This is a genomic window from Kitasatospora sp. NPDC096140 (assembly GCF_040303045.1).
GTDB lineage: Bacteria > Actinomycetota > Actinomycetes > Streptomycetales > Streptomycetaceae > Kitasatospora.
Genome location: NZ_JBEOUW010000021.1, coordinates 49,354 through 63,198, shown reverse-complemented (window position 1 = coordinate 63,198; position 13,845 = coordinate 49,354). Strand labels below are relative to the sequence as shown.

13 protein-coding genes are annotated in these 13,845 nt (G+C 73.0%); 4 read left to right on the top strand and 9 right to left on the bottom strand.

Annotated features, from left to right (window positions below; genetic code table 11):
* Positions 1-62: 62 nt before the first annotated feature.
* The 4 genes from ABT048_RS22500 to ABT048_RS22485 all read right to left on the bottom strand — a co-directional run bounded on the left by ABT048_RS22500 (position 63) and on the right by ABT048_RS22485 (position 4,863).
* Positions 63-647, bottom strand: a complete 585-nt coding sequence (locus tag ABT048_RS22500; protein WP_350523233.1) for a TMEM165/GDT1 family protein — start codon at positions 645-647, stop codon at positions 63-65.
* A gap of 355 nt (positions 648-1,002) precedes the next feature.
* On the bottom strand, positions 1,003-1,779 hold the full coding sequence (locus ABT048_RS22495) for an ABC transporter permease (protein WP_350523308.1): 777 nt from the start codon (positions 1,777-1,779) through the stop codon (positions 1,003-1,005).
* On the bottom strand, positions 1,779-3,392 hold the full coding sequence (locus tag ABT048_RS22490; RefSeq protein ID WP_350523232.1) for a dolichyl-phosphate-mannose--protein mannosyltransferase: 1,614 nt from the start codon (positions 3,390-3,392) through the stop codon (positions 1,779-1,781). Before ABT048_RS22490 ends, ABT048_RS22495 begins: the two co-directional genes overlap by 1 nt.
* A 169-nt stretch (positions 3,393-3,561) precedes the next feature.
* Positions 3,562-4,863, bottom strand: coding sequence for an MFS transporter (locus ABT048_RS22485; RefSeq protein WP_350523231.1), 1,302 nt, complete (start codon positions 4,861-4,863; stop codon positions 3,562-3,564).
* Between the two features lie 144 nt (positions 4,864-5,007).
* Between ABT048_RS22485 and ABT048_RS22480 the strand changes: the two genes are divergently transcribed.
* Entirely contained in the window at positions 5,008-5,589 is a 582-nt protein-coding gene (locus ABT048_RS22480; protein ID WP_350523230.1) for a MarR family winged helix-turn-helix transcriptional regulator, read from the top strand.
* Between the two features lie 156 nt (positions 5,590-5,745).
* On the opposite strand, the gene ABT048_RS22475 is transcribed toward ABT048_RS22480, so the two are convergent.
* The 3 genes from ABT048_RS22475 to ABT048_RS22465 all read right to left on the bottom strand — a co-directional run bounded on the left by ABT048_RS22475 (position 5,746) and on the right by ABT048_RS22465 (position 9,289).
* Positions 5,746-7,551: a glycosyl hydrolase family 18 protein gene (locus tag ABT048_RS22475; protein WP_350523229.1), complete on the bottom strand. Its 1,806-nt coding sequence runs from the start codon at positions 7,549-7,551 to the stop codon at positions 5,746-5,748.
* Between the two features lie 329 nt (positions 7,552-7,880).
* Positions 7,881-8,576 carry an FxLYD domain-containing protein gene (locus ABT048_RS22470; protein WP_350523228.1) on the bottom strand — a complete coding sequence of 232 codons (696 nt, stop codon included), beginning with the start codon at positions 8,574-8,576 and terminating at the stop codon, positions 7,881-7,883.
* A 152-nt stretch (positions 8,577-8,728) separates the two neighbouring features.
* A complete protein-coding gene (locus tag ABT048_RS22465; RefSeq protein WP_350523227.1) occupies positions 8,729-9,289 on the bottom strand; it encodes a DoxX family protein in 561 nt (186 codons plus the stop codon).
* Positions 9,290-9,582: 293 nt separating this feature from the next.
* Here ABT048_RS22465 and ABT048_RS22460 point away from each other — a divergent pair, with 293 nt between their 5' ends.
* The gene (locus tag ABT048_RS22460) at positions 9,583-10,215 is read left to right on the top strand and encodes a MarC family protein (protein ID WP_350523226.1); all 633 of its coding nucleotides are present in this window, start codon (positions 9,583-9,585) and stop codon (positions 10,213-10,215) included.
* A 119-nt stretch (positions 10,216-10,334) separates the two neighbouring features.
* Here the strand turns inward: ABT048_RS22460 and ABT048_RS22455 are convergent, their stop codons facing one another.
* Both ABT048_RS22455 and ABT048_RS22450 read right to left on the bottom strand, forming a co-directional pair.
* Positions 10,335-10,874: an NADPH-dependent FMN reductase gene (locus ABT048_RS22455; RefSeq protein ID WP_350523225.1), complete on the bottom strand. Its 540-nt coding sequence runs from the start codon at positions 10,872-10,874 to the stop codon at positions 10,335-10,337.
* A gap of 73 nt (positions 10,875-10,947) precedes the next feature.
* Entirely contained in the window at positions 10,948-11,382 is a 435-nt protein-coding gene (locus ABT048_RS22450; protein ID WP_350523224.1) for an Lrp/AsnC family transcriptional regulator, read from the bottom strand.
* A gap of 216 nt (positions 11,383-11,598) precedes the next feature.
* On the opposite strand from ABT048_RS22450, the gene ABT048_RS22445 reads away from it, so the two are divergent.
* Together ABT048_RS22445 and kynU are read left to right on the top strand one after the other, a co-directional pair.
* Positions 11,599-12,429, top strand: coding sequence for a tryptophan 2,3-dioxygenase (locus ABT048_RS22445; protein ID WP_350523223.1), 831 nt, complete (start codon positions 11,599-11,601; stop codon positions 12,427-12,429).
* A 23-nt stretch (positions 12,430-12,452) separates the two neighbouring features.
* Positions 12,453-13,679: a kynureninase gene (gene kynU / locus ABT048_RS22440; protein WP_350523222.1), complete on the top strand. Its 1,227-nt coding sequence runs from the start codon at positions 12,453-12,455 to the stop codon at positions 13,677-13,679.
* The last annotated feature ends 166 nt before the right edge of the window (positions 13,680-13,845 follow it).

The following is a 13,845-nucleotide window of genomic DNA, read 5'->3' as shown; positions in this document are numbered from 1 at the left end:
GAGCGGCGAACGGGCGGCGCCCGCCGATCGGCGGGCGCCGCCCGTTCGCCGCTCCCGGGACGTCAGCCGGTGATCGCCCCGACGATGCTGACGGCCGCCAGCACCAGCATGATCCCCGCCGCCACCCGGATGATCAGCTTCATCGGCACGTACTTGAGCAGCTTCTGTCCGCCCACGATGGCGATCCCGCCGACGGCGCAGAGCGCCAGCCAGGAGCCGAGGCCGACGGCCAGCGGATCGGCGTACTTGGCGGCCAGGTTGGCGGTCATGATCTGGGTCAGGTCACCGAACTCGGCGATCGCGACGACCACGAAACTGGCCCCGGCCACCTTCCAGAAGCTGTTCGAGGACGGCTCCTTGGCCGCGTGCTCGTCCTCGTCCCCGCCGCCGTGGAACAGCAGCATCGCCGCGCCCGCCAGGAAGAGCACGCCCGTGACGAGCTCCACCCAGCGGTGCGGCAGCAGCGACAGCAGGTGCCCGGCGACCAGCGCGATGCCCACCTGCAGGGCGAAGGCGGCGGCGATGCCGGCGAAGACGTAGCTCGCCCGGTACTTGGTGCCGAGCACCAGGCTGGCCAGCGCGGTCTTGTCCGGCAGTTCGGCCAGGAAGATGACGCCGAACGTCAACACGGCAACGGTCAGGCTCATGCGCCCGCCTCGTTTCGCTCGGCGGGGACGTTCGCACGGACGCGCCCGTCGACGGCTCGTTCGCTTCGCTCACTCATCAAGGGAGGTTCCTCGGTCGGGCTGCCCGGCCGTCGCAGCTCCGTCAGGGGACGCTTCGGCCCGACAGCACTGGTCATGGTCACAGCACTGCGGCCGAAGGTCTCGCCGGCAACGCTCTACGAGCGGTGCCCCGGGCGCCGGGCCCCTGGGGGCCAGTATGTCGACGGTCCGGTGGAGGGCTACTCCCCTTCAACGCCCCCAAGGGTACCCGACGCCTTCCGGTGCCCCGGCTCCGTCGGCTGCCGACCGCGGGCTCCCGCCCGGCGGCCCCCGGCCGTCATCGGCCTTCGCCCGGTTCCCCCGCCGTCACCAGGCCCCGGCCGACCAGTTCCAGCACCACCACGATCGCCACCGACTCCACCGCCAGCAACCCGACCAGCACGAACAGCTGCACCGCTCCCGCCTGGACGGGCGAGGCCCCGCCGAGCAGCATCCCGACGAAGGCGCCGGGCAGGGTGACCAGGCCGACCGTACGGGTCTGGTCCAGGGCCGGGACGAGCGAGGTCGCCGCGGCTGTGCGGCAGATCTCCAGCCGTGCGTCGCGCTCCTCGAAGCCGAGCGCCAGCGCCGCCTCCACCTCCCCGCGCCGCAGCCGCAGCTCGTCCAGGGCGCGCCGCCCGGCCAGCGAGGTCGCGGTGAGCCCGCCGCCGATCAGGATGCCCGCGACCGGGATGACGGACAGGCCCTTCGGCGGCAGCAGCCCGACGCCCAGCAGCAGGGCGAGCACCGGCAGCACCCCGGCCCCGATCGGTGCGGCCGCCCAGACCCAGCCCGGCCCCGGGGTCATCCGCCGCCCGGCGGTGCGCACCGCGACGCCGAACATCAGCACCACGAACAGCGCCGACCACCACAGCGAGCCGACCACCCAGGTGATCACCGCGGCGACGGCCGCCAACTGCACCACCGCGCGCAGCCCGGCCCGCAGCACCGCGTGCCCGTGGCCGAGCTGCCCCCGCCCGGCCACCGCGACGGCGACCAGCAGCAGCACGGCGGTGACCACCCCGAGCACCGGCGTGACCGGCAGCAGCTGGCCGCCGGACGCCGCAAGGTCCATCAGATCCAGCTGGTGAACCACATCCGGTCCTGCCAGGACGACATCGGGATCACCTCCGCCGTGTACAGCGGGTAGAAGAAGGCGAAGCAGCCGACGATCGCCAGTACGACGGCCCCCGCCCCGATCGCGCCGATCCGGCGGCGCCGGGGGCCGGATCCGGGCGGGCCGAGGATCGCCCCGAGCATCTGGGCGACGGCCAGGCACAGGAACGGCACCAGCACAACCATGTAGAAGGAGAAGATCGTCCGCTCCTGGTAGCGGAACCAGGGCAGGTAGATCCCGGCCACCGCGCACAGCACCGCGCCGGAGCGCCAGTCCCGCCGGAAGAACCAGCGCCACAGCAGGTAGACCAGCGCGAAGCAGGCCGCCCACCAGAGGAACGGCGTGCCCAGGCCCAGGATCTGCGCCGCGCAGCCGCCGGAGGAGGTGCAGCCGCGGGTCCCGTTCGGGATCTGCTCCCAGTACATGGAGACCGGGCGGCCGTCGACCAGCCAGGCGAAGGGGTTGGACTGGTAGGTGTGCGGGGTGCTCAGGCCGGTGTTGAAGTCGTACATCTGCGAGTGGTAGTGCCACAGGCTGCGCAGCGGTGCGGGCACCCAGCTCATCGGCACCTGCGGCAGCGGGACGCCGAGGAAGCTGTCCGGGGAGAGCCCGGCGCGGCCGTCGGCCCAGTGCCGGTCGTAGCCGCCCTCGCCGCTGCCGCCGCTGAGCAGCCAGCCGCCCCAGGCGCCGACGTACACCACCAGGGCGGAGCCCACCATGGCGAGGAGGGCGGGCCCGGCGTCCCGGCGCAGCATGGAGCGCCAGGGGCGGCGGGCGCCCGCCCCGCGGCGGCCGGCCTGGTCCCACAGGACGGTCAGGATGCCGAAGGCGGCGAGGATCGGGGCACCGTTCCACTTGACCGCGCAGGCCGCGCCGATCAGCACCCCGGCGGCGATCCGCCAGGGGCGCCACCCGAGCCGGACGGTGTCGCCGTCGGCGGCCTCGGCGAGCCGGGCGCGGGCGTGGTCGCGGTCGATCAGCAGGGCGCCGAAGGAGCCGAGCACGAAGAACATCTGGATGCCGTCGAGCAGGCCCACCCGGCTCATCACCAGCGCCAGGCCGTCCACCGACATCAGCAGCGCGGCGGTGCAGCCGATCAGGGTGGAGCCGAAGAGCCGGCGGCCGATCCGGGCCAGCATCAGCACGGTGAGGGTGCCGAGCAGCGCCGTCATGAACCGCCAGCCGAAGGGGTGCAGTCCGAACAGCTGCTCGCCGATCGCCATCACCCATTTGCCGAGCGGCGGGTGCGCGATGAACTCGGGCGCGGAGCCGAGCGGGATGGACTGCGGGACGGCCAGGATGTCGGCGTTGGCGTGGTCGGGCCAGTTGGCCTCGTAGCCCTGGCGGAGCAGCGACCAGGCGTCCTTGGGGTAGTACGTCTCGTCGAAGACGAAGGCGTTGGGGTAGCCGAGGTTCCAGAACCGCAGCAGCCCGGCGAAGATCGCGACGCCGATCGGCCCGAGCCACCCGGAGCGGTCGGCCGCCCAGCGGACCACGCCCCCGCGCGGGGCCGGTGCGGGGTCGGCCGGGGCCGGGGCCGCCGGGGGGTGCGTGAGCGCCGCTTGCGTCATAGCCTCGCCGATTCGCCTGTCTGCTCTGCCCGGGCCCGGCGCTGCGGCCTGGTCCGGGCGGTCAACAGCCACTGACACTATGTGGCGGTGGTCGCGAAGCCAAGCGCGACGGGCGCCGACCAGGTGACCTGGTCGGCGCCCGTTTCACACGCTCGCACGTGCGCTTTCGTCACGCGGCGGTCTGCAGCTCCCGGACCGGGACGGCGTGGACCACGGCCGGGGCGGCGTTGTCCTGCTCCGGCGTGAGGTACGGGCGCAGCCGCAGCGCCAGGGCGACGATCAGCAGCGTCGAGCCCGCCATCGCCGCCAGGTAGAGCGGCCAGGTGCCGGAGCCGACCAGCAGCACGCCGACGGCCGGGCCGACCGCGATCGCGATCTGCTTCACCAGGGAGTAGCCGGCGTTGTAGGTGCCGAGCAGCCGGGCCGGGGCGAGGTCCGCCACCATCGGGCCCATGGTGGGCGCGAGCAGCGACTCGCCGACGCCGAAGAGGGCGTAGATCGAGACGATGGCGACCGTGGCGGCCATGGTCTCGGTCCGGATCAGGCCGGCCACCAGGGCCATCGCCCAGGCGCCGAGCCAGACCAGGCCGGCCGCGGCCATCGCGGTGGTGCGGCGGCGGCGCGCGGTGATCCGCACCATGAACATCTGCAGCACCACGATGGTCAGCGCGTTGGCGCCGATCGCGAAGCCCAGGGTGGAGGGCGCGGTGCCGACGGTGTCGGTGGCGAAGGCCGCCACACCGGACTCGAACTGGCCGTAGCAGGTGAAGAAGATCAGCCCGGCGAGCAGGCAGAGCCGCAGCATCGCCTTGTCGGCGACCAGCGCGCGCAGGCCGGTCGGGCCGTCGCCCTTCTCGTGGACGGCGCTCAGCTGGAACCGCGGCATCCGGGCCGTACCGGTGACCAGGGCCAGGCCGAGGAAGGTCGCCGCCTCGATCGTGAACAGCCGGGTGAGGCTGGCCGGGTCGGTGACGTCGACGATCTGCCCGCCGACCAGCGCGCCGATGCCCATGCCCAGGTTGACCAGGGTGAACTGCAGCGCGAAGGCGTGCGAGCGGGTCGCCGCCGTCGAGCAGCGGACGATCATCGTGGCCAGCGCCGGCTGGCAGGTGGTGACACCCGCGCCGAACAGGAAGGAGGAGACCAGCAGGGCCGGGGTGCCGGTGGCGTGGCCGAAGGCGAACGCGCCGGTGGCGGCGAGCGCCGTACCGGCCAGCAGCACCGGACGGGGGCCGTACCTGTCGATGCCGCGCCCGGTGAACGGCAGCACGGCGAGGGCCGCCAGCGCGAAGACGGTGAACACCATCCCGGCCGCCAGCGAGCCCAGGCCGCGCACCTGGTCCACGTACACGAACATGTACGGCATCGTGAACCCGCTGCCGAACGCACTGAGCGCGTTGCCGATCTGGACGCGGCGCAGCGGGCCACCCGCCCCGCGACGCTGCCTCCGCTGCTTCACCGTGCCGACCACCGTGCACATCCCTTCCTGGCTTCGACTGGATACTCTTAAGTCCAGAAGATTTCAGAGCTAAAGTTTGACAAGATAAAGTCTTAGCACCAGAAGGCTGCGGAGTCAAAGGCTTAAGGGGTGCACGCTCGTGCGACACTGGTCCGCATGACTACGGACAAGCCGGCGCCGGCTGCCGGAAAGCCCGCACCGGCCACCCCCCTGGAGCTCGGAATCGCCGAGCAAGTGGCGCTCTACCAGCGGGAGTTCCCCACCGTTGACCCCCAGGTGGAGACCATCGTGCAGACCCTCAACCGGGTCTCCCGGCGGATGGGCGTGGCGTACGACCGGCAGCTGACCGTGCTCGGAATCACGTCCGCCGAGTGGGAGGTGCTCAAGGCCCTGGTGGTCGCCGGCAGCCCGTACCGGCTGGGTCCGGGCGAGCTGGCCAAGCGGCTCGGACTCACCCCGGCGGCGATGACGCACCGGATCGACCGGATGGTGGCCGACGGCCTGGTCACCCGGGAGCGGGACGAGTCCAACCGGGTGCGGGTGATCATCGAGCTGACCGAGACCGGCCGCGACAAGTGGCTGGAGTCGATGCGGATGGCGGCGGTGTTCGAGGAGGAGCTGCTCCAGGACGTCGTGGGCCCCGAGCGCACCGCGCTCTCCGGCCTGCTGGCCCGGATGCTGCGGCGGATCGAGGAGTCCCAGCCCGACGCCCTCGGCCGCACCGCCGACCTGGACTGAGCCGGCGCCGGCCCGGGGCCGCCGCGCCCGGTGAGCGGGGCGCGGCGCCCGGGAACGGAAGGGTCCGGCCCGCCGGGGGTGCTCCCCCGGCGGGCCGGACTCGTTCGGGTGCCGCGGAGGCCCGTCGGGGCCCCGGTCGTCCGGTGGTTCGGGTCGTCAGCAGGGACCGTTGTCGGTCCAGACGCCCCACTGGCCGCTCAGGCTCGGGTCCTCGCCCTTGGTCCACCACTTGTTGGTGTAGTAGTGGCCCTTCCACGAGACCTTGGTGCCGCCGGCCGCGTAGGTGGTGTTCGGGTCCCAGCTCGGGGCGGCCGAGCAGGTGGCCGGCGAGGTCGGGGTGCCGGTCGGCGTACCGGTGGGGGTGCCCGTCGGGGTGCCGGTCGGGGTCTGGGTCGGCGTCTGGGTCGGGGTCGGCGTGCCGGTCGGCGGGGCCGGGCAGGCCGCGGCGGAGCCGTTGGTGGCGTTCACCATCGTGTCGAACAGCCCGGTCCGGGTGCCGAGGTCGTAGAGCGAGAAGGCGAAGGAGCCGCCGAGGCCGTTGCAGTGCGCGTAGTCGAGCTTGGCCTGGATCGACTTGGTGTCCTCACCGCTCCAGAAGGTGTTGCCGTCGTAGAAGTACGTGGCCTTGGCGTCGTCGTCCCAGAAGGTCCTGGACGGGTTGTCGACGAAGCCCGCGAGCTCCTTGTACATCTGGATGCCGGGGACGTTGCCGGACATCGCCGCGCCGGCCGCCGGGCTGGCGGCGGGCTGGAAGAGGCCGTGCTTGCCGTTGTCCTTCACGCCGGTCCAGCCGCGGTAGTAGAACGGCACACCCATGTTGATCTTGTTGGCGGGGAACCCGCCGGGGATGCCGTACTGCGCGTCGCCGACCGTCCACGCCTTGACGGCGTTGTCGATCGAGTACTTGCCGTTGCCCGGCTTGGCCGGGGTCGACGGGTCGTTCGGGCCGGAGTAGAGCGGGGCCTGGTGGTTCGTCGGGCCCTGCGCGTCCCAACCACCGTGCATGTCGTAGGTCATGACGTCGAGGAAGGTCAGGTACTGACCGATCTTGTCGGTCTCGACGTTCATGATCTTGTCCTGGCCGGCGCCGACCGCGGCCGACAGGGCGTAGGTCTTGCCGTCGGTCTTGCCCTGCGCGTCCAGCTGGGTGCGGAACTCCTTCAGCAGCGCCGTGAAGTTCTGCTTGTCGGCCGGGCTGGAGATGTTGCCGGTGTGGCCGCCGCCGCCCGGGTACTCCCAGTCGATGTCGACGCCGTCGAAGATGCCGGCCGCCGAGCCCGGGCCGCCGTAACCGGCGTCGGACGGCAGGTTGCCCTTGATGAACATGTCGAGGCACGACGACACCAGGTGCTTGCGCGAGGCGTCCGTGGCGGCCGCCGCCGAGAAGTACTTGGAGTAGGTCCAACCGCCCAGCGAGATCAGGACCTTGAGGTTGGGGTTCTTCGCCTTCAGCTTCTTCAGCTGGTTGAAGTTGCCCGCGACGGGCTGGTTCCAGACGTCGCCGACGCCGTCGACCGAGATGTCCGCGCCGAAGCTCTTCTGGTAGTCGGCGAACGCGTCACCCGCGCCGTCGCCCGCATTGGGGTTGTTGTCGTTCGTGTCGGCGGCCTTGGTGGCCTCGAAACACCCCAGGTCGGTCGGGTGGATGTTGGCGAAGTCGTAGATCAGGTAGTCCAGCTTCCCGGCCACGCCGGTGTCCTGGATCGTCTTGGGGTAGTAGCCGTTCGCGTAGATCGACCACTGGTCGAAGTAGGCGACCTTGATGCCGCCGCTGGTGGCGGGCGCGCCGGTGGAGTTGGTGGTCGCGGCGTTGGCCGCGCCGCCGCCGGACAGCGCGAGGCCCGCGCCGAGCAGGACGGAGGCGGCGGTGCCGGCCGCGACGGCGGCCAGGCTCTTCGGACGGCGTCGGCGGCCGCCCTGCGGAGCCGGGGTCCCGGCCCTTTCGATGCGTGAGCGCAGCATGCGTACGTGACTCCTGGTTGTGGGGGAGGTTTCCCGCCGCCCCGGGGGCGCGCGTCCGGGGTGGGGCCGAACGACCGGGACATGACAGGAAAGGGTGGGGAATCGTGCGGTTCGGGCCATGACGGGACACCGGGATGTGCCGAACCGGCGCCGGCGGCACGAGGCCGTCGACGCCGGTTCAGGGGCTCCCTGCACCTGGGCATAAAAATGGACTAGACCAACTCGCCCGTCAAGGGGTCCTGTTGGGCCTTGAGTTCCGCTTAAGGTTCCGTCCCCGCTCCGACCGGGCGTCAGTACCCGGCTTCACCACCTGGCTTCAGTACCGGGCGTCAGTACCGGATCGCATTGGCCACGTCGGCCTTGACCGTGCCGGAGAGCTCCCGGTTGCTGCGCGCGGCCGCCTGGCCGCTCTGCCCGGCGGCCAGCTCCGGGACGGTCACCGCGGTGGCGTCGACCACCTTGCCGGACTCGTCGGTGAAGTTCACCTGGATCACGTACTTGTACGACTGCTGACCGTGGTTGGTGACGGTCAGCTGCACCTGGGTCCTGTTGTCCGTTCCGGTGGTCACCGCCCCGACCGTCACGTCACCCTTGGCGTCCAGCCCGCCCTTGACCCCGGACACCGCCGAGGAGGCCGCCGACACCGCCTCCGAGGCCCGCGCCTCCGCCGACGCCAGGGCCGAACCCGCCCCGCTCGCCACCGAGGCCAGCGCCGAACCCGCCCCGCCGGCCGCCGAGGCCAGCGCCGAGGCGGCGGAGGCGGCGGCGCTCGCGCCCTTCTCCGCCGCGGACACCGCCTGGGAGGCCACACTGCTCGCGCTCTGCCCGGAGGAGCAGCCCGCCAGCGCGGCCGCGCCGACCAGCGCCGCCGTCAACACCCCTGCCACGGCGGGTCGTCGACGGCGCAGCGGTGACGCGTCCAGGTCCTGGGCGGTGACCCTCGCACCCGGGGCGGTGACCCTCGCGCCCCGGGCAGCGGCTCCCGCGCCCGGCGCGGTGACCCGGGTGTGCGACTGGCGGTCCATGCGGTCCCTCGATTCCGGTCGGCCGGTTCCGGTCGGCGCCGGGCTGTCCGGCCCGCCTCCCCGCCCACCCTCCGAGGACCCGGGGGCAGCCGCCAGCAGGGCTGCTGCCTCCGGGTGACCACGCGGCCCGACTGCCGGCCCGCCCCGGCCCGTCAGGACAGCCCGGAGCCCTCCTGTTCGTCCGCCTCCACCGCGGCCCGCTCCTCGCGCAGCCGCACCACGTGCCGGCGCCGCGCCACCACGCCGTACGCGCCGGCCGCGCTCGCCACGAAGGACAGCACGCCCAGCCAGGGCCGGTCGAAGACGTGGCCGGTCGCGTGGTCCAGCGAGTACCGCCCGGCGCCGGCCAGGCCGATCGCCAGCCCGGTCGCGCCGAGGAAGGCCGGGTACTCGTAGCCGCCGCCCATGGCGAAGAAGCCGGCCGGGGCGTGCACCGCCACGGCGGTCGCCATCGTCCCGGCCACCACCGCGCCGGCCGCCGGCGTGGCCAGCCCGGCGACCAGCAGCGCGCCGCCGCCCGCCTCGCCGAGCCCGGCCGCGATCGCGCTCTGCCGCGCCGGGTGGAAGCCCATGTGGTCCATCGCCTGGGTGGTGCCCTCCAGGCCGCCGCCCCCGAACCAGCCGAACAGTTTCTGGGTGCCGTGCGCGATCAGCACCCCGCCGACCGCGCTGCGCAGGGCCAGCAGGCCCAGGTCCTTACGGTTCAGGCACATGTCGCATCCTCGATTCCGCGGCGGAGTGTCCCCGCCGGTGGCCGCTGCCGGTGGTCCCCGCCGGTGGTCGTGCCGACGGTCGTGCCGGTGGGGCCGCCGGCGTGGCGGTCCTCCCTCCATAGCAACCGAGACCGCCCGTGCGTTCGAGCCGGAGCCGCCATCCGGGCGAATTCACCCCAGATCGGGAATGAACCGTCGACGGGGATGCGGCGCGGACCGGCGAGACGCACGCCACGCCCGGCCGCGGGGCGTGGCGGACCGGCCGCCCGCGGTGCCGCGGTCATGCTGGGCGCATGTTCGTCTTCAACCTGAGCAGCGCGTTCATCACCTTCTTCGCCGTGGTCGGCCCCCCGAAGACCCTGCTGGCCTTCGCCCGGCTGGCCACCACCCGCAGCACCCGGGAGCTGCGGCGGCTGGCGGCGTGGAGCACGGTCATCTCGGCGGTGATCGGCCTGGTGCTCGGGTTCACGGCGGACGAGGTCAGCACCCTCTTCCACATCAGCGACCAGTCGCTGCAGCTGGCGGGCGGGCTGATCTTCTTCGTCTACGCGGTGGCGCTGGTCTTCGGCGTCCACCTCGGCGGTAGCAGCGAGGAGGACGAGCACCTGTCGAACCCGCTGGTGGACGGCATCCGCGAACTGCTGCTGCCGTACATCGCCAGCCCGCTCGCGGTCTCCGCCGTGCTGGTCGCCTCGCTCAACCGGGACGACTGGGCCTGGAAGGCCACCGTCGCCGCGGCGTACGTGGCCGTCACGGTGATCAACTACGTCTGCGTGGCCCTGCTGGCGCCGCTGATGCGGCGCACCCACCGGACCTCGCTGGAGGTGCTGTCCCGGCTGCTCGGGCTGCTGCTGGCGGCGGTCGGCGTGGAGCTGGTCCTGGCGGGCCTGGCCGGGCTCGGGGTGCCCGTGCCCGAGGCGCACTGAACCCGGCCCCGACCGCCCTGACCGCCCCGGCCGCAGGTCGGGGCGGTCAGGGCGGTCGGCCGGGCCGCCGTTCAGGCCGCCGTTCAGGCCGCCGTTCAGGCCGCCGTTCAGGCCGCCGTTCAGGCCGCCGCCAGCCTCGCCAGCACCTCGCCGATCCGCTCGCGCACCTGCGGGTCCGCGACCAGCCCGTCCGGGCCGACCGCCCCGCGCTCCAGCGGGATCCGGACGCAGGCCTCGTCCACCACGGCCGCGCCGGTGTAGCCGAGGACGGTGCGCAGGGTCGCCTCGGCGCCCCCGCCGCGGCCGGGCCCGGCGGCGTTGATCCAGGCGGCCGGCTTGTCCGAGATCTCCACGCCGCCGACCGTCCAGTCCAGCAGGTTCTTGAACGAGCCCGGCAGCGTCCCGGCGTACTCGGGCGTGCAGATCAGCAGCGCGTCGGCCGCCTCGATCGCGGCCCGCAGCGCGGCCACCGGGCCGGGCAGCGGGTCGGTGTCGTGGTCCGGGTTGAAGTGCGGCAGCTCGGCCAGCCCGGTGTAGTAGGTGGTCCGCAGACCCGGGGCGGCGGCGGCCACGGCGGCAGCCGTCCGCAGCACGGTCTCGTTGGTGGAGCCGGCCCGCAGACTCCCCGGCAGCAGCAGGATGTGGCGCTCGTTCGACATGCGGTGGAACCTACTCCTTGACGTCGACGTCAGGGCCAGGCACGACCGTTCGCCGAGGGCCGCGCGCCCCTGGTCAGCGCGGCGCCAGCGGCCGCCACGGCACCGGGCTGGAGAGGATCATCGAGCTGGCCGGCTGGCCGTAGCCGCCGAGCCGGTCGCACAGCGCCTCGAACTCGGCCATCGTCGGCACCGCGACCAGCAGCACACAGCAGGCCCCGCCGGTGACCCGGTGCAGCTGAAGCACCTCGGGCCAGGTCGCCACCTCCGGGTCGCGCAGCACGCAGCGCGGGCCGTAGCACTGGATCTGCACCAGCGCGGTGATCGGCAGCCCGGCCCGGGTCGGGTCCACGTGGGCGTGGTAGCCGCTGATCACCCCGTCGGCCTCCAGGCGGCGGACCCGTTCGGCCACCGCGGGTGCGGACAGGCTCACCCGGCGGGAGAGTTCGTTGTACGAGAGCCGGGCGTCGGCCTGCAGCTCGGCCAGCAGGCGGCGGTCGACGGCGTCCATGGCGGGCTCCCCGGGTGATCGGGATCAAGTGGTTTTCATTCGTAAAGCGAATCCGCCGAACGCCTCGTGAACGACAGCTCCGAAGGCAGTTGCGGTGTCCGTCGACCATTCAAGCGGGGGCCACCCCCGCCGCACAATGGGCACCCGGTGGAACCAGGCAGTCCGTCTGGTTCACCGGAGCGGGCGAGGGGCCCGGACGGATCAGGAGGCATCGGGATGGGGCACGACACGGTGGAGACACCCAACCTGTCGTTCGGTCGGGGCAGGACGCCGGGTCGGAGCACCCCGTACGCCCAGTACGCCCGGCTGGACGAGCTGCACAGCCTGCAGCACCCGCGCAGCAAGGAGCCCGCCGAGCTGTCGTTCATCGTCACCACCCAGGTCATGGAGCTGCTCTTCGACCTGATCCGGCACGAGTGGACGATCGCCCGGCAGGCGCTGCGCGAGGACGACCTGCCCACCGCGCTCGCCGCGCTGCGCCGGGGCACCCACGCCCAGGACGTGCTGGTGGAGTCCTGGGACCTGCTGGGCACCATGACGCCGCAGGAGTTCAACTCCTTCCGCTCGCTGTTCGGCGAGGCCTCCGGCTTCCAGTCCGCGGCCTTCCTGCACCTGGAGTTCCTGCTCGGCAACAAGAACGCCGCCCTGCTGACGATGTACGACGGCATGCCGGACACCCAGGACGGGCTGGTCGAGGCGCTGCGTTCCCCGGGCCTGTACGACGAGGCGCTGGCGCTGCTGGCACGGCGCGGCCTGGAGCTGAGCCCGGCGCACTCCGAGCAGCGCTACCGCCCGTCCGAGGAGGCCGCGCAGGCCTGGCGCCGGGTGTACACCGAGCCGGAGTTCGCCGCGCTGCAGCCGCTCGGCGAGGCCCTGCTGGACGTCGCGGAGCGGGTCACCCGCTGGCGCCAGCGACACCTGTCCGCGGTCAAGCGGACCATGGGCGGCAAGCCCGGCTCGGGCGGCTCCAGCGGGCTGACCTGGCTGCGCAAGTCCGCCGAGCAGGACGTCTTCCCGGAGCTGTGGACGATCCGGAACGAGCTGTGAGCGAGGAGAACGAGGGAATGGGCATGACCACGCGCGAGGAGTGCGAGGCGCTGGACGCCATCGACCCGCTGGCGGCGTTCCGCAAGGAGTTCGCGCTGCCGGACGGGGTGATCTACCTGGACGGCAACTCGCTGGGCGCGCTGCCGGTGCGCACGCCGGAGCGGGTGCGCCAGGTGGTCGAGGAGGAGTGGGGCCGGGAGCTGATCCGCAGCTGGAACGACGCCGGCTGGTTCGAGCAGCCGTACCGCCTGGGCCGGCGGATCGCGCCGATGATCGGGGCCGATCCGGCGGAGGTCGTCGTCTGCGACACCACCTCGGTGAACCTGTTCAAGGTGCTGGCGGCCGCGCTGGGCCTGCGCCCCGGCCGGCGCACGGTGCTCGGCGACGCCGAGGCCTTCCCGACCGACCTGTACATCGCCGAGGGCGTGACCGGCCTGGTCGAGGGCGCGCGCAGCGTGCTGATCCGGCCGGAGGAGCTGGACCGGCACCTGGACGGGGACGTCGCCGCGGTCGTCCTCTCGCACGTGGACTACCGCACCGGCGAGCTGCTGGACATGCCCGGGATCACCGCCCGGGTGCAGGCCGCGGGCGCGCTGATGATCTGGGACGTGTGCCACGCGGTGGGCGCGCTGCCGGTCGAACTCGGTGCCGCGAACGTGGACTTCGCGATCGGCTGCACCTACAAGTACCTGAACGGCGGCCCCGGCTCGCCGGCCTTCCTGTACGTCGCCGAGCGCCACCTGGCGGCCGGTCCGCTGCAGCCGCTGAGCGGCTGGTTCGGGCACGCCCGCCCGTTCGCGTTCGAGCCCGGGTACGACCCCAAGCAGGGCATCGGCCGCTTCCTGACCAGCTCGCCCTCGCTGCTCGGCCAGGCCGCCCTCGGCGCCTCGCTGGACGTCTGGGAGCGGGCCGACCTCGCGGCGGTGCGGGCGAAGAGCCTGGCGCTGACCGACCTGTTCATCGAGCTGACCGAGGGCCTGGACGGCATCGAGGTGGTGACCCCGCGCGAGCACGCCCGCCGCGGCAGCCAGGTGGCCCTGCGGCACGCCGACGGCTACCCGGTGGTGCAGGCACTGATCGAGCGCGGGGTGATCGGCGACTTCCGCGCGCCGGACCTGATGCGCTTCGGCTTCACCCCGCTCTACCTGTCGTACACCGAGGTGTGGGACGCCGCCCGGCAGCTGGCCGAGGTGCTGGAGAGCGGCGAGTGGCGGGCGGAGCGCTTCTCCCGCCGGGGCGAGGTGACGTAGGCGGGTTCGGCCGAGTGAGGCCGGGTGCCTCCGTGGGGTCCGGGCGCCGGCCCGCTGCTGCAGCGGGCCGGCGCCCGGACCGGTGCCTCACCGTGACGAAGGTCATGCCCGCGCCGAGTTCGATCACCATCGACCCAGGGGAGACTGCCGATTGACGGTACGTCAG